Source organism: Arthrobacter sp. zg-Y1116 (genome assembly GCF_024385485.1).
GTDB lineage: Bacteria > Actinomycetota > Actinomycetes > Actinomycetales > Micrococcaceae > Arthrobacter_B.
Window position 1 is genome coordinate 1050510 of the sequence record NZ_JANFLR010000001.1, and the last position, 18219, is coordinate 1068728.

17 protein-coding genes and 1 tRNA gene are annotated in these 18219 nt (G+C 65.6%); 10 read left to right on the forward strand and 8 right to left on the reverse strand.

Annotation, left to right across the window (positions count from 1 at the left end; all coding sequences use genetic code 11):
• Positions 1 to 11: 11 nt before the first annotated feature.
• The 4 genes from NNX34_RS04970 to NNX34_RS04985 form a co-directional block, all read right to left on the reverse strand.
• Entirely contained in the window at positions 12 to 803 is a 792-nt protein-coding gene (locus NNX34_RS04970) for a carbohydrate ABC transporter permease (protein ID WP_255765734.1), read from the reverse strand.
• A gap of 103 nt (positions 804 to 906) precedes the next feature.
• Positions 907 to 1851 carry a carbohydrate ABC transporter permease gene (locus NNX34_RS04975; protein WP_255765405.1) on the reverse strand — a complete coding sequence of 315 codons (945 nt, stop codon included), beginning with the start codon at positions 1849 to 1851 and terminating at the stop codon, positions 907 to 909.
• On the reverse strand, positions 1852 to 3234 hold the full coding sequence (locus NNX34_RS04980; RefSeq protein ID WP_255765406.1) for a sugar ABC transporter substrate-binding protein: 1383 nt from the start codon (positions 3232 to 3234) through the stop codon (positions 1852 to 1854).
• Positions 3235 to 3438: 204 nt separating this feature from the next.
• A complete protein-coding gene (locus NNX34_RS04985) occupies positions 3439 to 4374 on the reverse strand; it encodes a metal-dependent hydrolase (protein WP_255765407.1) in 936 nt (311 codons plus the stop codon).
• Positions 4375 to 4419: 45 nt separating this feature from the next.
• Here NNX34_RS04985 and NNX34_RS04990 point away from each other — a divergent pair.
• The 7 genes from NNX34_RS04990 (at position 4420) to NNX34_RS05020 (ending at position 11334) form a co-directional block, all read left to right on the forward strand.
• Positions 4420 to 4496, forward strand: a tRNA-Met gene (locus NNX34_RS04990).
• Between the two features lie 213 nt (positions 4497 to 4709).
• Positions 4710 to 5330 carry a (2Fe-2S)-binding protein gene (locus tag NNX34_RS04995; RefSeq protein WP_255765408.1) on the forward strand — a complete coding sequence of 207 codons (621 nt, stop codon included), beginning with the start codon at positions 4710 to 4712 and terminating at the stop codon, positions 5328 to 5330.
• Complete coding sequence (locus NNX34_RS05000) at positions 5327 to 6406, forward strand: xanthine dehydrogenase family protein subunit M (protein WP_255765409.1); 1080 nt, start codon at positions 5327 to 5329, stop codon at positions 6404 to 6406. Before NNX34_RS04995 ends, NNX34_RS05000 begins: the two co-directional genes overlap by 4 nt.
• Positions 6403 to 8487, forward strand: coding sequence for a xanthine dehydrogenase family protein molybdopterin-binding subunit (locus NNX34_RS05005; RefSeq protein ID WP_255765410.1), 2085 nt, complete (start codon positions 6403 to 6405; stop codon positions 8485 to 8487). Before NNX34_RS05000 ends, NNX34_RS05005 begins: the two co-directional genes overlap by 4 nt.
• Positions 8488 to 8586: 99 nt before the next feature.
• Positions 8587 to 9450, forward strand: coding sequence for a hypothetical protein (locus tag NNX34_RS05010; protein WP_255765411.1), 864 nt, complete (start codon positions 8587 to 8589; stop codon positions 9448 to 9450).
• 28 nt (positions 9451 to 9478) lie between these two features.
• The gene (locus NNX34_RS05015) at positions 9479 to 10120 is read left to right on the forward strand and encodes a GNAT family N-acetyltransferase (RefSeq protein ID WP_255765412.1); all 642 of its coding nucleotides are present in this window, start codon (positions 9479 to 9481) and stop codon (positions 10118 to 10120) included.
• Positions 10121 to 10176: 56 nt separating this feature from the next.
• Positions 10177 to 11334, forward strand: a complete 1158-nt coding sequence (locus NNX34_RS05020; protein ID WP_255765413.1) for an alpha-hydroxy-acid oxidizing protein — start codon at positions 10177 to 10179, stop codon at positions 11332 to 11334.
• On the opposite strand, the gene NNX34_RS05025 is transcribed toward NNX34_RS05020, so the two are convergent.
• Together NNX34_RS05025 and NNX34_RS05030 are read right to left on the reverse strand one after the other, a co-directional pair.
• Positions 11331 to 11990 (reverse strand): TetR/AcrR family transcriptional regulator, encoded by a 660-nt coding sequence (locus NNX34_RS05025; protein ID WP_255765414.1) that lies wholly within the window; start codon positions 11988 to 11990, stop codon positions 11331 to 11333. The two genes, NNX34_RS05020 and NNX34_RS05025, sit on opposite strands and share 4 nt — an antisense overlap.
• 263 nt (positions 11991 to 12253) lie before the next feature.
• The gene (locus tag NNX34_RS05030) at positions 12254 to 13069 is read right to left on the reverse strand and encodes a DUF1295 domain-containing protein (RefSeq protein WP_255765415.1); all 816 of its coding nucleotides are present in this window, start codon (positions 13067 to 13069) and stop codon (positions 12254 to 12256) included.
• 157 nt (positions 13070 to 13226) lie between these two features.
• Here NNX34_RS05030 and NNX34_RS05035 point away from each other — a divergent pair, with 157 nt between their 5' ends.
• Positions 13227 to 13757: a GNAT family N-acetyltransferase gene (locus NNX34_RS05035; RefSeq protein ID WP_255765416.1), complete on the forward strand. Its 531-nt coding sequence runs from the start codon at positions 13227 to 13229 to the stop codon at positions 13755 to 13757.
• 13 nt (positions 13758 to 13770) lie between these two features.
• On the opposite strand, the gene NNX34_RS05040 is transcribed toward NNX34_RS05035, so the two are convergent.
• Both NNX34_RS05040 and NNX34_RS05045 read right to left on the reverse strand, forming a co-directional pair.
• The gene (locus tag NNX34_RS05040; RefSeq protein WP_255765417.1) at positions 13771 to 15315 is read right to left on the reverse strand and encodes a cell wall metabolism sensor histidine kinase WalK; all 1545 of its coding nucleotides are present in this window, start codon (positions 15313 to 15315) and stop codon (positions 13771 to 13773) included.
• Positions 15312 to 16061: a response regulator transcription factor gene (locus NNX34_RS05045; RefSeq protein WP_255765418.1), complete on the reverse strand. Its 750-nt coding sequence runs from the start codon at positions 16059 to 16061 to the stop codon at positions 15312 to 15314. The genes NNX34_RS05040 and NNX34_RS05045 overlap by 4 nt, the downstream gene beginning before the upstream one ends.
• 230 nt (positions 16062 to 16291) lie before the next feature.
• Here NNX34_RS05045 and NNX34_RS05050 point away from each other — a divergent pair, with 230 nt between their 5' ends.
• Positions 16292 to 17131: a formate/nitrite transporter family protein gene (locus tag NNX34_RS05050; RefSeq protein WP_255765419.1), complete on the forward strand. Its 840-nt coding sequence runs from the start codon at positions 16292 to 16294 to the stop codon at positions 17129 to 17131.
• Between the two features lie 296 nt (positions 17132 to 17427).
• Positions 17428 to 17940, forward strand: a complete 513-nt coding sequence (locus NNX34_RS05055) for a CarD family transcriptional regulator (protein ID WP_255765420.1) — start codon at positions 17428 to 17430, stop codon at positions 17938 to 17940.
• The last annotated feature ends 279 nt before the right edge of the window (positions 17941 to 18219 follow it).

Below are 18219 nucleotides of genomic sequence, written 5' to 3' on the forward strand. Positions count from 1 at the left end.
GCGCGTGCCGGCTACTTGACCGCGCCCATGGACAGGCCGCGGACCAGCTGCTTCTGCGCCACCCACCCGGCAATCACCACCGGCAGCGAAGCCAGCACCGATGCTGCCGAGAGCTGCGCCAGGAACAGGCCTTCGCTGGTCATCTGGGACACCAGGAAGACCGGGACCGTAGCCGATTGGCCCGCCGTGAGGATCAGTGCGAAGAAGAACTCGTTCCAGGCGAAAATCACGCAGATCAATGCCGTCGCGGCAAGGCCGGGGGCGACCATGGGCATTAGGACCCGCAGGAGGGTTTTCATCAGCCCGGCTCCGTCCATCTGCGCCGCCTCGAGCACCTCGCCGGGCACTTCCAGGAAAAACGAGCGCATCATCCACACGGCGATGGGCAGGTTCATCGAGGTGTACAACACCACCAGCGTCCACACGTTATCCAACACCTTCAGCTGCCCGGCAATCACGTAGATCGGCATAATCACGGCCACTACCGGCAGCATGCGGGTGGAGATGAAGAAGAACAGCACGTCCGAGGTCCTTTTCACCGGCCGGATGCTCAGGGCATAGGAGGCCGGCACCGCCAGGATGACCACCAGGATGGTGGAGACGCCGGTGGCAATCGCGGAGTTGGCGAAATAGCTTCCGGCCCCGCTGTCCAGCACCGCCCGGTACTGGTCCAGCGTGGGGGCGAAGAAGAACACCGGCGGATCGGATGCGGCGGCGGACTCCTGCTTGAAGGAGGTCAGCACCATCCAGAGCACCGGTGAGAAGAAAATCAGTGCCAGGACCCACGTCACCGTGGTGAGGATGGGTGCGGAGTTGAAACGCCGGGCCGGTTTCCGAACGGTATTGGCAGCGGGAGTTGTTTCTTTCCCGGCGGGAGTAGGTGCAGCAGTCTGGGTAGCCACGTCGTCAGTCCTTTACGTCGAAGCTCTTGAAAATCAGGCGGAGGGCCAGGGTGGCCACAATGATGGTGGCAATGACAACCACCACGCCCATGGCAGCGGCCTGGCCGATGTCAAAGCCAAGGAAAGCCCGCTGGTAGATGTAGAACGGCAGGTTTGCACTGGCCGTCCCGGGTCCGCCGGCGGTCATGAGGTAGATCTGGTCGAAGGTGTTCACCACGTAGATGGCGCCAAGCAGGATTCCGAGTTCGATGTACCGGCGCAACTGCGGCAACGTCACCGAGATGAACGTCCGCCACCACCCCGCGCCGTCCACCTGCGCGGCTTCCAGCACGTCCTTGGACTGCGCCTGCAGCCCGGACAGCACCAGCAGCATCATGAACGGCGTCCACTGCCACACCAGCGCCATCAGGATGGACACGATCGGGTGCTGCGACGTCCAGTCCACCGGCGGGATGCCCACCAGCCCGATCACCCAGTTCAGCAGGCCGTAGCTCGGATTGAGGATTGAAATGGACCACAGCAGGGAGCTCGCCACCGGCATGATCAGGAACGGGGTGATCAGGAGGGTACGCACCACTCCCCGGCCTGCGAAACTGCGGTCCAGCAACAGGGCGAAGATGATGCCCAGCAACATCGCGAAGAAAACACAGGCCACGGTGAAGAGGACGCTGTTCAGCGCCGCCCCGCGGAACGTGGAGTCCGAGAAAATATCGATGTAGTTCCCCAGCCCCACAAACTGGTTTCCTTCCGGCCGCAGCAGGTTCCAGTTCTGCAGGGAGTACCAGATGGTGAAGAGGAAGGGCACCTGCGTCACGATCAAGGTGAAAATCAGGGCCGGCAACAGCGGCAGCCGCCGCCGCCACCCCTCGGCGGAGGACATTCCCCCGCCCTCCCGCTCCGTTGCGGCCTTCCTGGCGCGGACCTGTTGCCGCTCTACCAACGTGGACATTTAACCCGCTCCGTCCTGGTAGCTTTCCGCCACCGTTTCGGCGTATCCCTGGGATTGTTCCAGCGCTTCTTGGACTGTCTGCTGCCCGGCTATGGCCGCCGAAATCTGCTGCCCCACCCGCGTGCCCAGATCCTGGAACTCCGGGATACCGACAAATTGGAGCCCGGTGTAGGGCACACCGCGGACCATGCTGTTTTCCTGGGATGCCCCGGCCATGGCATCCAGGGTCGGCTCGGCATAGGCCTCTGCCACCTCGGCGTATTCGGGGATCTCATAGGTGGAGAGCCGGCTGCCCGGCGGCACCCGTTCCCAGCCGATCTCCTCGCCCACAAGCTGGATGTATTCCTTATCCGTCATCCAGGAAACAAAGTCCCAGGCAGCGTCCTTGGAGTTGCTGGTGGTGGGGATGGCCAGGGACCAGCTGTAAAGCCAGCCGGCGGACTCCGTCTCCTTGACGGGTGCCGGCGCGTATCCGCTTTTCCCGACTACGAGGGAGGACGCGGGGTCCTCAATGGCGGAAACCATGGCCGTGGCGTCGTACCACATGGCCGTGTTTCCCTGGCTGTAGAGGGTCAGGCAGTCCCCGTAGCCGCTGGTGGCGGCACCGGCCTGCCCGTAGTTCTGCACCAGGTCCACATAATCGGTGACGGCTTCTTCCACTACGGGCTCATCCAAACGGGCGTTCCAGTCCTCGTCGAACCAACGGCCGCCGTAGGTATTGATCATGGTGTCCAGCGGCGCCATGACCTCACCCCAGCCGGCCAGCCCGCGCAGACAGACACCGGCCATGTCATTTTCCGGATCGTTGAGTGCTTCGGCGAAGCCGCGGATGTCTTCCCAGGTGGGGCTTTCCGGCATGGTCAGGCCGGCTTCGTCGAACAGGTCCTGCCGGTAGACGAGGAAGGAGGATTCACCGTAGAACGGAACGGAGTAGAGATCTCCCTCGTAACTCAGTGCCTCACGGATAGTGGGGACGAAATCGTCGGGATCATATCCCTCGGTGGAATCGGCATAGTCCTGGAGATTAGTGATCCAGCCGTTTTCCGCCCACATCGGCGTTTCATAATTGGAGATCATCACGACGTCGAATTCCCCGCCCTGCGTGGCAACAGAGGCAGTGATCTTAGCCCGTGCCTCGTTTTCGGGAAGGGACACAAAGCTGACGTCAATGTCCGGATACTGCGCCTTGAATTCGTCCTGAAGAGTGATTGCGTCCTGCATCTGCGGGTTGGAGACAATTGCTACGACAATCTCATCCCCGCCCTCCGCCTCAGAACCGCCGCAGCCGGTCAGCACCAGGGCGGCTGCGGCCGCGGATGCCAGACCCGTTCGAAGCCGGTAACGGCTGTGGTTGCGATTCCCCCTGCTGCGTCGAAATCTCATCTGGTCACCTTTGCTCATTTGAGACAGCGGTTCCGCTCACGTGCGCGGAACACTACGTTCATCCATTCGAGCGGGCAAGGGTTATCCCTGGGTTACCGGATCAATTGGCGCAAGGCATTTCCGGAGGCAAGGGGCAGCGGGGAATGCTGTCGAAAGAGGGCGCTGAGGAATACCCGCGGCGGCAGGCCGGGAATCGTTTGCCGGCTAAGCCGATCCGGTGCGGGTGCAAATGGTATCCATAACTACTTCCGCGGCTCCCTCGCCGGGTTCGCAGCTCAACCGCACTTCAATTTCGGAAACAGCGGCCAAGGAGGCCAGATGGGTGCCGCCGCAGGGAATGCCGACCGATCCGCCGGGCAGGTCGCAGACCCAGCGGCGCATGCCGGTAAGGAGGTCCGATTCGCGCTCGATGCGGACCTCCGCATCGGAGGCCACCCACTCCGCCAACGTTGCGTTCACACCCTTTTCCACGGCGGCAGGGTCCGTCAGCAACGCGTCCGGCAAAAAGCCCTTGCGTCGCAGTGACTTCCCCAACCGGTAAACGTCCCGGGAACCTCCGGGCAGAATCGTGGTTGTCTCGATCGCCAGGGCGTCGAAGTTCGGGTTGCCGGCCGCGTCTGCGGGCACGTCCTTTTTCCATGCCCCGGCCAGCTGCCGGTTCAGGGCAAGGGCCGCCAGGTGGCAGGCTGTGTGCCCGGCAGAAAGAGCGGCCCGGTGTTCGCCGTCTACCCGGACCTCGACACGGTTTCCCTCCGCAATGCCGGTATCTCCCGGCAGCACATGAACCACCGCGAACACCCAGCCCTCGGTGCCCTTGCGGACCGGGATGTCCCCGCCCAGGAACAATGCGGTGCCGTCCGTGGCCCCGACCACGCAGTCGAGCACGGGCACCTCGCGGCCGTCCGGCGTCGTTAGCGTTGCCCGGTCCGGCCCCTGGTCCGGCCAGCCGGCGTCCACCGGGTGTACGGGAGTGGTGTCCAGGAGCACCGCAAGCCTTCCGTCCGGCACTGTCTCCACGTGGAGTACGGCTCCCGTGCCCGTCAGGGCTCCGGCGGGATAGGTGACGGCGGTATCGGTTTTCGGCAGGCTCACCCGCCCCAGCGTACCGAACCGGACGGCGGAAATTGTGAGCCCGGCCACTGGATTACGCTGTGCGGCGGATCTGCGGTAAAGTTGATACCACGCCGCGGGGTGGAGCAGTTCGGTAGCTCGCTGGGCTCATAACCCAGAGGTCGCAAGTTCAAATCTTGCCCCCGCAACCAAGAAAAAGATCCCGATCCGGAAACCCGGATCGGGATCTTTTTTGTCCTGGCTCGCGCTCCTGCAGGCAGCGAAGGGAACCACTGCGGTTTCAGGGCCTTCTAAATCACAAGAGTGCAGATGATCACCAATAGATCTCATCGTTGGTTGTCTCCACCACATCCCCTCCGGTAGGTTGCGAGAACAAACCGCGAGGGAGAGGTGGGCCACATCTCATGAAAGCCGGAATAACCCTGCAGGTGGACGGTGAACCGCGCACCCTGACGGTGGATACCCGCGCCACGGTCCTGGACGCGCTGCGGGACCAGCTGGGCGTCACGAGCCCCAAGAAGGGCTGCGACCACGGCCAATGCGGCGCCTGCACGGTCCTCCTGGACGGGCGCCGCGCCAATTCCTGCCTCGCCCTGGCCGTAGCCCATGACGGCGCCGAGGTAATCACGGCCGAGGGCCTGGCCGGCGGCACGCCCGACGGCGAACTGCACCCGGTCCAGCGCGCTTTCCTGGAACAGGACGGGTTCCAATGCGGTTACTGCACTCCGGGGCAGGTCTGTTCCGCCGCGGGCATCATCGAGGAAGCCGCCGCCGGGCACCCATCCACGGCCACGGAAGATCTGCGGGCCGAGGGCGGCGTAGACCTCACCGATGCTGAAATCCGCGAACGCATGAGCGGAAACCTGTGCCGCTGCGGGGCGTACGTGAACATTGTTGCCGCCGTCCGGCAAGCCGCCGAAGCAGCCGCGGCACGGCGGGGCGGAGCGCCCGACCCGGAGGTTCCGGTAGTGGCGGACTCCCCCACCGCGGAATCGATGCCCGAGCATCCGGAGGAACGCGCATGATCCCGTTCGATTATCACCGCGCCGAGGACGTCGCGTCGGCTGTCGCCTTGGTGAGCGGCAACCCTGAGGCCGCTTTCCTGGCCGGGGGCACCAACCTGGTGGACCGGATGAAGCTCGGCGTCGCCCAACCCACCCTGCTGGTGGACATCTCCCGGCTGCCGCTGGACACGGTGGAGGTGCAGGAAGACGGGCGGGTCAGGATCGGTACGAATGTGCGCAACGCGGACCTGGCGGCCAACACGTTCATCCGCAGCCGCTACCCCGCCCTGTCCCAAGCTTTGCTAGCCGGAGCCTCGGGCCAGTTGCGGAACCTGGCCACCACCGGCGGAAACCTGCTTCAGCGCACCCGCTGCGTGTATTTCCAGAACCCCACTACGCCATGCAACAAGCGGGAGCCCGGCACCGGCTGCTCCGCACTGGAGGGTTACACCCGGTACCACGCCATCCTCGGCGCCTCCGAGGACTGCGTCGCCACCCATCCGTCAGATATGGCGGTGGCGCTGGCCGCCCTGGATGCCGCCGTCGTCGTCATGGGCCCCGCGGGCGAACGAGTGCTCCCCGTATCCGATCTGCACCGGCTGCCCGGCAACGAGCCGCAGAAGGACACGGTGCTTGACCACGGCGAGCTGATCACCGCCGTTGAACTCCCGCCGGCACCGGCCCGTTCCGCGTACCGCAAGGTCCGCGACCGTGCGTCCTACGCCTTCGCCCTGGTTTCCGTGGCCGCGGCACTGGAACTGGACGACGACGACGCCGCCGTCCCGGTGATCCGGGACGTGCGGATAGCGCTGGGCGGAGTGGCGCACAAACCCTGGCGGGCGCTCCAGGCCGAAGCGGTGCTCCGCGGGGCCGCAGCCACCGAGGACAATTTCCGGGCCGCCGCGGATGCCGAGCTAAGGCACGCCGAGACGCTCAACGGGAATGGCTTCAAGGTGCCCATGGTCCGGAACACCCTGGCCGCAGTGCTGCGGGACCTGACCGGCACCGCCAGGCCGGACGCCAGTGCACCGGGGACGGACCATCCGGAAGGGCCCGGCGGCCCGGATGACGCAGGCTGGGAGGAATTGAACTCATGAGCAAGCTGATGCCCGCTTCCGCCATCGGTACCCCGTATGAACGGCTCGACGGCGAACTTAAGGTCCGCGGCACCGCGCCCTATGCCTATGAACAGCCGGTGGAGAACCCCGTCCACCTCTATCCCGTGCTTTCCACCATTGCCCGCGGGCGGGTGGAGCGGGTGGAGACCGCCGCAGCGGAGGCCCTCGACGGGGTCCTGACCATCCTTACAGCGGAGACCACTCCCCGACTGGCAGACAGCTCGGACCGGGAACTGGCGGTCCTGCAGGATCCCAGCGTGGGCTACCGGGGGCAGATAGTGGCTGCAGTACTGGCCGAGACCCCGGAAACCGCCCGGGAGGCAGCCGCTGCCGTGCAGGTGACCTACACGGAGGAGCCGTTCACCGCCCAGCTGCGCGCTGACGATCCTGCACTGTATGCCCCCGAGGAGCTGAACGCCGGCACCCCGACGGACAGCAGCCAGGGCGATTTTGACGGCGCCTTTGACACCGCCGCACTGCGGATCGACGCGACGTATTCCACTCCGCCCGAACACAACAACCCGCTGGAGCCGCACGTCACGGTGGCGCAGTGGGACGGGACCGTCATGACCCTCTGGGACTCCACGCAGGGCGTCCACGCGGTGAAGAGCACGCTGGCGCAGGTGCTGGGTCTTGATGAGGAGCAGGTCCGCGTCATCGCGCCGCACGTGGGAGGCGGCTTCGGATCCAAGGGTATGCCGCACGTGCAGGTGGTGATGGCGGCCTTGGCCGCGCAGTGCACGGACGGCCGGCCGGTGAAGTTCCCTGTCAGCCGGCAGCAGATGTACACGCTGACCAGCCACCGAACCCCCACTATCCAGCACGTCCGGCTGGGTGCGGCCGACGACGGACGGCTCACCGCCATGTCGCTGGACATCCTGGAACACACCTCCCGGATCAAGGAGTTCGCCGAGCAGACCCCGGCGCCGTTTCGGATGATGTACGCCGCCCCTAACCGGCGAACCAGCACGCGGTTGGCGCCGCTGGATATTCCGGTGCCGTCCTGGATGCGGGCCCCCGGCGAGTGCCCGGGCATGTTCGGCCCCGAGGTGGCCATGGATGAGCTGGCGGCGGCGGCCGGCCTGGATCCGATCGAGCTGCGCCGACGCAACGAACCGGAGGTGGACCCGGAAACCGGCAATCCGTTCTCCAGTCGGCACTTGCTGGAATGCTTCGACCTCGGGGCCGAGCGATTTGGCTGGGAGAACCGGGTGGCCCGCCCACGCTCCGTTCAGCAGGACGGCTGGCTGGTGGGGATGGGTACCGCCAGCGCCGTGTACCCCTTCATGCGCCAGCCCTCGAACACGGCGCGGATCCAGTATGAGCAGGACGGCGTCTACTCGGTGCAGATCGGTGCCTCTGACATCGGCACGGGCAGCTGGACCGCCCTGACGCAGATCGCCGCCGATGCCCTGCGGGTGCCGGTGGACCGGATCAGGCTGGGCATCGGTGACACCCGGTTCCCGACTGCCAGCGTGGCCGGCGGTTCCTCGGGGACGGCCAGCTGGGGCGGCACTATCATTGCCGCCGCGCGTGCCTTCCGGGAGGATCACGGCGAGCATCCCTCCCCCGGGGCCCACACGGAAGCGCAGCCACCGGAAGACCCGGAGGCTGCGAACCTTGCCCTGTATTCCTTCGGTGCGCACTTCGCCGAGGTCCGGATCCACGCGGATACCGGGGAGATCCGGGTCCCCCGCATGCTCGGGGTGTTTTCCGCCGGCCGGATCATCAACCCGCGCACGGCCCGGTCCCAGTTCCTCGGCGCCATGACCATGGGCCTGGGCATGGCACTGCACGAGCAAGGGGTGCTGGATCCGCGGTTCGGGATCTTCGTGAACTCCGACCTTGCGGAATACCACATCCCCACCAACGCGGACGTGCTGGACATGGAGGCGTTGTGGATCGAGGACCGTGACGAGCATGCCGGCCCGCTGGGTGCCCGCGGCATCGGAGAAATAGGGATTGTGGGCAGCGCTGCGGCCATTGCCAATGCCGCCTATAACGCCTCCGGCACCCGGATCCGGGACCTACCGCTGACCCCGGACAAGTTCCTGGCCTGACCGGGCTGCCCGTGGCGGTGCGCTCGGCCGGAATTCCCGCCCTATACTGGCGCTTTCCGCACCGGGAATCGGTGTGTTCCGATTGGGGGAATCGTGACCATGGGTATTTCAGCCGGCCCGCGCCCGGCCGCAGCGGGTCTGGCCTTGCTGGTGACCGTCCTTGCCGGCTGCGGCACCGACCCGGCGAACACCGACACCAGCAGGTCCACCGCTTCCAGCTCGCCTTCGGCGTCGCCCGCAGTGAAATCGACGGAAAAAGCATCAGTGAAGGCCAAGCCCTCCCCCTCGGCACCGCCGACGACGAGTCCGCCGCCGACGTCGTCCGCTTCCCAGCGCGGGCTGGGAGTCAAGGGCAACGTGGAGACGGCCCACGGAACCTACCTGCAGGTTTCGCCGGCCGAAGATGATCCGGCGTGGACCCTCGATCCGGCGGTGGTGGAGCCGAAGCTGCTTTCCCTGTACTCGCAGGCGCAAATCGAGGAAGCGCACCGGAACAACCTGGCTTTTATGGTCGAGGAAGGGCTCGACTCCCCGCTTAACGGCGGCGCCTGGACGCCGGAGGAATGGTGGGCCGCGAATGGGCAGCGGATCGCTCCGGAGCTCCAAGGCATGGCTCAGCAGAGCCTCAACGACGGTTCGCCCTTTGGTGGAGTCGTTATGCAAAGCACCTTCCATCAGGAGCGTTACGGCGATTCCTACCGGTATGTCTACGAACCGGACCGGTCACGCTTCACAAAGCTGGACATCGAAGTCCTCGAGGTGTGGCTGGCTGACGACAACAAGAGCATCGTCACCGAGATTTCCGCATCCGCGGAAATGGAGGTGGCGCCCGGTGTCGGCGAACCCGGAACCAACACACAGGTTATCGAGGCGTCCATGACGCTTTGCTCGCGGCCGGGGCAGGACGCGGGCGAATGGCTGATCACGGACTGGCGCAACAAGTTCCAGGTCACGGCGGGTTGAGCGTGGCAGGCAACGCCGGATTGACCGCATGAGCGCCGCACGGCCCCGGCACTCGGTTCTTTCCGGCCGGTTTGTCCGGCTCGAGCCGCTCACCTTGGACCTGATCCCGGACCTGCACCGGGCCATTGCGGTTCCTGAGGTCTTTGCCGGTGGCTACGGCGGCGGACCCGCCGGGCTGCACACCGATCTGGACGGGTTCACTGCCTGGGCCCGCGCCTATTACCGCTGGGACGAGCTGCCGTTCGCGGTGCGGCTGGTCCACGGCAATACGCCGGGCGCCGTCGTGGGGACCAGCAGCCTCGCTGATCTGGACCTGCCCGGCGAATCCGCGCAGCTGGGGTGGACCGCCTACGCTCCCGCGGTCTGGGGCACTGCGGTCAACACAGAAACGAAGCTGCTCCTGCTCGGCTCCGCCTTTGCAGCCGGTTTCGGACGAATCAGCATCCAGGCGGACTCGCTCAATACCCGTTCCCGCGCGGCGATCAGCGGGATCGGTGCCGTCTTCGAGGGCATCAGGCGCCGGGACAAACGCCGCGCCGACGGCAGCTGGCGGGACACCGCGGTGTACTCGGTCCTGGCCGACGACTGGCCGGCAGTCCGCGCCGGCCTGGAGGAACGGCTGGAACGTTTCGCCGCGGGTCGGCAGGATGCCCCGCCGCCGCTGGAGTAGCATCCGGGCAAAGCGGAAAACCGGCAAAGCGGCCGGAAAGAAAAGGCGGAGCCTCCATGAGCACGAACTACGGCGATTATCAGCTTGGCATCTACATGAACGGCGCACGCGGCGTCCTGCCGGATCTGCCCATGAGCTCCGCCGCCATGGAGGACCTGGCAGAAAGCAGGATGGATCCGCGGATCCTGGGCTACGTGGCCGGCGGTGCCGGCAACGAGCACACCCAACGTGCCAATGTGGCTGCCTTTGAGCGGCTCGGCATCATGCCGCGGATGCTCGTCGGAGCCGCCCGGCGCAGCATGGGCATTGATCTGCTGGGGCACCGGCTGCCTTCTCCCCTGTTCTTCGCTCCGGTGGGGGTGCTGGGCGCAGTGGCTGACGACGGCGACCTGGCGACGGCTGCCGCTTCCGCAGAGCTGGGCATCCCGATGGTGGCGTCCACCCTCTCCGCCGCTCCGCTGGAACAGGTCCGTGCAGCCGCCGGTGAAACCCCCGGGTTCTTCCAGCTCTACCCGCCGGCGGACCGGGAGCTGGCCGAGTCCCTGGTGCACCGCGCCGAAGCAGCCGGGTACTCGGGCATTGTCATCACGTTGGATACGTGGGTGAACGGCTGGCGGCCCCGCGACCTCAGTGCCGCCTACCTGCCGATGCTGTCCGGCCAGTGCCTGGCCAACTACCTGACCGATGACCGGTTCCGGAAGCTCCTGGCCGACCAGGGGTCACCGGACCCTGCCGCTGCCGTAATGCTGTGGGCCTCGCTGTTCGGCAACCCCACCATGACGTGGGAGGACCTGGAGTGGTTCCGGTCCCTGACCTCGCTGCCGATCATCCTCAAGGGCATTTGCTCACCTGACGACGCCCGGCGTGCGCTGGACGGCGGGATGGACGGCATTTACTGCTCCAACCACGGTGGACGGCAGGCAAACGGCGGCATCCCGGCAATTGACTGCCTGCCGGGCGTCGTTGAGGCGGCCGACGGCGCCCCTGTGCTTTTCGATTCAGGCGTGCGTTCCGGCGTGGATGCCCTCCGCGCGCTGGCACTCGGAGCTACAGCGGTGGGGATCGGCCGGCCCTACGTCTATGGCCTGGCGGCGGCCGGGCAGGCAGGGGTGACACATGTGATGCGCAGCCTGCTCGCCGAAGCCGACCTGACCATGGCGGTCAACGGCTACCCGGACCTGGCCTCGCTGCGCGGATCCCTGCACCGGCTCTAGGCGCTACGCGGCGCAGGGGGTGCCGGGGATGCCGGGGGAAGACCGTCCCGCGGCCACCAGGCGGGCAGCAGGTTCCGCAGGGAACCCAGCCAGGCCTCGGCGTCGTCGTCGTCACTGACCACCCAATGTTCGAACCAGGAGGCATAGGCGCCGCCCAGGAAGGCCGCAGTCGTGTCCAGGTCCAGGGCCGCCGGCGGCGCGTTGTGCGCCCGCCAGACATGCAGTGCCAGGAGAATCCGCGCGTTTAGCCGGTCGGCGAGGATCCCCAGGAAGGTCTCCGTGTGAAAAAGCGCCCGGTAGACCCGCTGTTCTGCCTTGGTGTGCTGCAGGATCTGCCGGATGGACTCGACGTACAGGTCCCCGATCTCCGCGATTGTCCGGCCGGTGCCGCGTTGGTCCAGTTCAACTGTGCCAAGCCGGTCCACGACGCCGGCGTATACCGAGCCGGCGAAGTCGAAAATGTTCCGGTGGTGTCCGTAGAAAGTGGTGCGGTGCACCCCTGCCTGCCGGCAGAGTGCAGCCACGCTGATATCCGCGAGGTCGTGGTCCCGAAGCAGCTCCCACAGTCCCGCCTCGAGCGCGTCCCGGGTGCGCGTTATCCGCGGCTCATCCGACGGTGAGTGCCGATGCGGCTTTGGGCGGTGCAGTCCGGGCATGCGACCAATCTTCTCAGATACACGGAAGGGCCCCGCCGAAGCGAAGCCCTTCCGTGCCGCGGCGCTGGGGGACGCCGCAAACTTTTAGTTGTAACCGGCCCAGCGGTTCGCCGGGAACAGCACCGGTACGTTTCTATCCTGCCCTATTCAACACCTGTAGAAGAACCTGCCGTTCCCAAAACCGTCGAATGTGACTGAGGAGACAGCTGTTGGCGCGGATCGGTGCCCGGCGGCCCACTCAACCTTCCGCCTTGCCTTCCCCCCTAGCGGGCGTGCTTTGAACCCCGGCGGGGAGGGAGCGGAACGAGCGGGGAGGTCCGGCGCCGGTACCGCGCGTAGTCGGGGTAGCGTGCCAGGGAAATGCTCTCGGTGAAGGCGGTGGACCCGGCGAAGAGCAGGGTCAGCAGGATCGGCCCTGCCAGCGTCCAATGCAGCCACTCCCCCGAGGCGGTGACGGCGAAACCGTAGAAGATCCACCATTGGAGCTGTTCAAAGAAGAAGTTCGGGTGGCGCGAGTACCGGAACAGTCCCGTCCGGAGGAAGTCGGCCGGCGGAATTCGGCCGGCGGTCCGCAGTGCCTTTTTCCACTGCTGGAAGTTCCACTGCTGCTGGTCCGCCACGGTCTCTGAAGCCAGCGCGGCCAGGAACAGGACCGCCAGCAGCCAGTCCCAACCCGTGAGCACTCCGGGGTGTTGATAGACGGTCAGCACCGGCAGGGTCATCACCCAGATGACGATGTTCTGGTAGATGCTGATGAACAGCAGGTTGAAGGCCTGGAACTGCCACGGCTTCAGCCGTTGGCGCAGGATCCCCCACCGGTAGTCCTCGCCGCCCGGGGCGTAACCGCCCTTGCGGGCAAAATTGAACGTCAGCCGGACGCCCCACAGCGTAACCAGGACCGCCATCAGCGTTACCCGGTGGTCGCCGTCGGACGCGACGGCAAACACCCAAAGGTAGGCCAGCGGAATGACGGACCAGATGCGGTCTGTCCAGGAGTATTCCCGGGTGATCAGTGACAGCACCCAGGTTCCGGCGCAGGCAGCGGCGAATATCTCCAAACAAACGCGAACCGGGTCCATCCTCGGAGGATACGTTCGGTTCCCTGTCTGCGGAACCCTTCACCGCGGGACCCTGCATTCATAGGTAATACAGGGAACACAACCGGGCAGACCTTCCGGATATCGAACTAATGCGGAGAATTCAGGCTCGATTGCGGAATAGCCCTACACTTTGCCAATGGCAACCCTGATTACCCCCGATGTCCGTTTCCGGAACAGTTGGCTGGCCGCGGCCGAAGAATTCAACGGCGAGAGGATGGACGGTTCCGGCGTGTACGGGGACACCTCGAAAGAGCGCATTCGCACGGAAATTGCCGGGGACTTTGCCGGTTTCGTCGACAGCCTGGTCAAGGAACGGTTCCCCGACACACCGCGACAGGAAGGCTTGGTGCCCTGCACCTACCTGTGGCTGGTGGACTGCGATGAGTTCCTGGGTTCGCTTGCCGTCCGGCACACCCTGAATGATTTCCTCTTCGAGCAGGGTGGCCACATTGGTTACAGCGTCCGGCCCTCCGCACGCCGGCAGGGGCATGCCGCACGCGCACTTCAGGACGCCCTGCCGGTTGCCCGTGATCTCGGCATTGCACGGGTACTCGTCACCTGCGCCGAAGACAACGCCGGATCCCGGGCGGTCATCGAGAAAAACGGCGGAGTCTACGAGGACAGCCGGGACGGCACGCGGCGGTACTGGATCGGCCTGCCCGAATAACTGCCCGACGGGCTCAGACCGCTACCGCACCAGCCAGCGGCAGGGCCACGGTGAAGCTGGTGCGGCCGGGTTTGCTCTCGACCTCGATGGTCCCCCCGTTGGCCGCAACGAGGGCATAGACAATGGCCAGGCCGAGCCCCGTGTTGCTCGTATTCCCCGTCCGCGCGGAATCGGCCTTGCTGAACCGGGAGAACAGTGAATCGATGAAGTCCGGCTCTATCCCCTGGCCGTCATCCGTCACCGTCAAGGTGGCCCAGGTTGCTCCTGCCTGCAGTCCGATTTCCACGCGGGTCCCCCGAGGAGTGTGCTTATGGGCATTGGAAAGCAGATTAATAAGCACTTGCCGCAGCTCGGGCTCGACGGCGGACACCACTACCGGTTCATCAGGCAGCATCAGCGTCCACTGATACTCCGGGGCCGAGACCTGCGCATCGCTGACTGCCTCCACGATCAGTTCGGTGAGGTCGACGCCGGTCCGCTCGCCCCGCTGGCCCTCGTCCAGCCTCGCCAGCAGCAGCAGGTCTTCAACTAACGCGGACATACGCTTGGACTCACTGTCCACGCGTTCCAATGCGGCGCGGCCCGGAGGGCTGACGTGTTCGCTGAGCAGGACCAGCTCCGTGTACCCGCGGATCGAGGTGAGCGGCGTGCGCAGCTCGTGGCTGGCGTCGGCAACGAACCGCCGCACCTTCGTTTCGCTGTCCTGCCGGGCGCGCAGGGCGTTGGTAACGTGATCGATCATGCCGTTCAGGGCCATCCCCACCGTTCCGACTTCGGACCCGGGCCGCGCGGCCGCCGGGGGCACACGGACTGGAATCTCCACCTCTCCGGAGGCCAGCGGCAGCTTGGATACGGAGGTCGCGACGGCGGCCAGCTCATCCAGCGGGCGCAGCGAGCGGCGGATGATCATTGTGCCCGCAAACCCGGTGACGAGCAGGCCGGCCAGGGACAGCACAACCATGGTCAGATCGAGCGAGGCCAGGGTGCTCTCCCGCTGCGCCGTTGAAAGTCCGGTGACCAGCATTCCGTTCCCGGCGCCGGGCGGGGAGGGGAACGCATCCACCCGGTAATGCTCGCTGGACAGGTTCATGTCCTGGGGGCCGCGGGCCGGATCCATTCCCGCCAGCAGTTCCAGATCTGCCCCGTTCAGCGACACCGCAGAGCCGTCCTCAAGCACAAGCGTGGATCGGCGGGCAGCGCCGTCCTCGAAGAAGGCATTCAGGGAGCCCGGGCGCTGGCCGGACTGGTAGTCGCTGCCGTCACCGCGTTCCCCGGCTCCGTTGTCCGTGCCGGCGGTGCCCGGGGCCGGCTCCTTTTGGGGCGACGGATACTCCCCCGCAGAGTGGCCGGGGCGGAACCCGGCTCTGGCCGCCGCACGTTCCAATCCGTCGTCGAGCACTCCAGTGAGATACCGGTCCATGGCCACGTGGCTGAAAATGCCCAACGCCGCACAGGTCACAGTCAGGAGCGCCAGGGTGGTGAGTATGAGCTTGGTGCGCAGCGGATGGCTGCGTATCTGCGATCCCCCGGCAGCCGGACGAGTACCCGCGTGGATCATGGGGCCGCCGGTTTAAGCACGTAGCCGGCGCCCCGGACCGTATGGATCATGGGCGGGCGTCCGACGTCGATCTTCTTGCGCAGGTAGGAAATGTACAGCTCGACAATGTTCGCCTGGCCGCCGAAATCGTAGTTCCAGACATTCGTCAGGATCTGCGCCTTACTCAGCACCCGCCTCGGGTTTTCCATAAGGTACCGCAGCAGCTCCCACTGGGTATTCGTGAGGGCAATGTCCTCCCCGCCCCTGATGACCTCGCGGGTTTCGAGGTTCATCACCAGGTCGCCGACCACCAGTTCGTCCGAACCCGACGCCGCGGCCCCGGAACGCTGCACCAGGCGGTGCAGGCGGAGCATCAGTTCCTCCATGCTGAACGGCTTGGTCACGTAGTCATCCCCGCCGGCGGCCAGCCCTGAGATACGGTCCTCCACGGCATCCCTGGCGGTAAGGAACAGAGCGGGAACCTGCGGCAGAAAGGTCCTGATCTTCTGCAGGGCCTGAAGCCCGTTGACCCCGGGGATCATCACGTCCAGCACCAGGACGTCGGGCCGGAATTCGCGGGCAGCAGAGACCGCACCGAGTCCATTACCTGCAGTAACGACGTTCCAGCCCAGCATCCGCAGGCCCATGCCAACAAGCTCCGCGAGGCTGGTCTCGTCGTCGACCACCAGCGCCCGGATCGGACTCCCGTCCGGGTGCGCGAGGCGCGGAAGATTACCCGTGGGCGATTGGGACGAAACGTGTGCCATGAATACGTCCTTTGGCTCGGTGCCGGTGGCTGGGTCAAGCGTAAGCGCAAAGTTCCCTTTTGCGTCCCGGTATTTTCCCTGCTGTCTCCACCCTGTGCTGAGACTGTGCCATGTCTGTGCGAAGCCGGTACGGGTACGGACTCACGGAATGGGAATTGAACCGCGCCCCGGCCGCTTTATGGTTTAACAGCACCGCATCCAGAAAGATCCAGCCGCACCGGAAGGACGCCATGAGCGAGGAACGCCGCAGCGAAATCGGAGAGTCCGCAGCGCCGGTGGAGGACGAACTTAAGGAATCCTTCGACAAGACGGTGACGGAAGGCGCAGAACGGCTGCACCGCACCTTCCGGACCATCCTGGTGACCGGGGTGTTCGGCGGCATGGAGGTTGGCCTGGGCGTCATGGCCTATCTCGCCGTGATGCATGAAACGGGAGACCACCTCCTGGCGGGCCTGGCATTCAGTGTCGGCCTGATCGCCCTCTTCCTGGCCCACAGCGAGCTGTTCACGGAGAACTTCCTCATGCCCGTCGCGGCAGTTGCCGCAAGGGAAGGCAGCATGAAACTGCTCGCCAAGCTCTGGGGCGGGACCCTGCTGGCCAACCTGGCCGGCGGTTGGATCTTCATGTGGATAGTGATGCAGGCCTTTCCGCAGTGGTCGTCCACGGTGGCAACATCGGCGTCGCACTTTACCGAGGCGCCCTTCTCACTCCAGACCGTGGCACTGGCGGTTCTGGGCGGCAGCACCATCACCCTGATGAGCCGTATGCAGCAGGGAACCACCTCGGACCCGGCAAAGATCGTGGCGACGGTAATCGGCGGTTTCCTGCTCGCCGGGCTCCAGCTTTTCCACTCCATCCTGGACTCGCTGCTGATCTTCGGCGCGATCATCTCCGGCGCGGAAATCACGTACCTCGAATGGCTGGGCTGGTTCGGTTACACCCTGCTGTTCAACATGCTGGGCGGGCTGGTGCTGGTCACGGCACTGCGGCTGGTGCGCACCAAGGAACTGGTGGCACAGCGGCGCAGTGAGGCACCCGAGGACCCCGACGCCTCACGGGGGAAAGCCTGAGCGCAAGTGCGCCGAGCGGCAGAAACAAGCACTGCCAGCGGCCCCGAAAAGAAGGCACTTGCGCAGGGAGGATAAGCTGACGGGACAGCGTGGGGACCGCGAGCCGGACAGTCAACGACTAATCCGTCAACCTTTTCAGCAAGATCCGCACCTCCCGCCTGGAAATTGACTCCTTCTCTATTGCCCGCGCGCCCGGCCGTCACCCTTCACCGGTGACCGGCCCGGACAGGTCCAAGCGGTCTCGGGAGCCCGCTTCCGAAGCAAGCTCGGAACCATTTGAACAGAGGGACGTCATTTTGAATTTCACCGTCGGGCAGACCCTGGTGTACCCGCACCACGGCGCCGTCACCGTTACCGATATTTCCCCCATGACAGTCAAGGGAGTGGAGCGGGAAACCCTGACCTTCCGCGTCCACGCGACTGAACTGACCATCAAGCTCCCGGCGGACAACGCCGAAGACGTAGGGGTACGTTCCGTCATCGACGACGCCGGCGTAGAGGCCGTGTTTACGGTGCTGCGCGGACCCGTGGGGATGGAACCGGACAACTGGTCCCGGCGGTTCAAGGCCAACGAAGGCAAAATGTCCACCGGTGAACTTCGCCTGATCGCAGAAGTTGTCCGCGACCTGTGGTGCCGCGAGCGGACCCACCCCCTGTCCACCGGGGAAAAGCGGATGCTGCTGAAGGCCAGGCAGCTGCTTGTCTCCGAACTTGCCCTGGCCCGATCCTCGTCAGCGGAGGACGCCGGTGACCTGCTCGATTCCGTCCTGATGGAAACGGTTAGCGAGCCGGAGCTGGCGACCAGCTAGTTCCCGGCCGCCGCTTCCCGTCCTTCCGCATTCCACCGGCGTGCGGAAGGACGGGAAGGCTGCGGAAACTGCCCGTTTTGGCTCAGGACGCGCTGGCGTTGTATCAAGGAAAGTAGGACGGTTTCCGCTTCCCGCGGGGACCCTCCGCTGCGGATCGAGAGAACTTCGAGGGCCTTGATGCGAGGGCCCGGAAAGGCGCCCGTGAACTTTCCCTGCACCTGCTTTTGCCAGCCCGTGCCCGGCACCGGCCGGCTGGGGATCGAACTTTATGACCCGTTT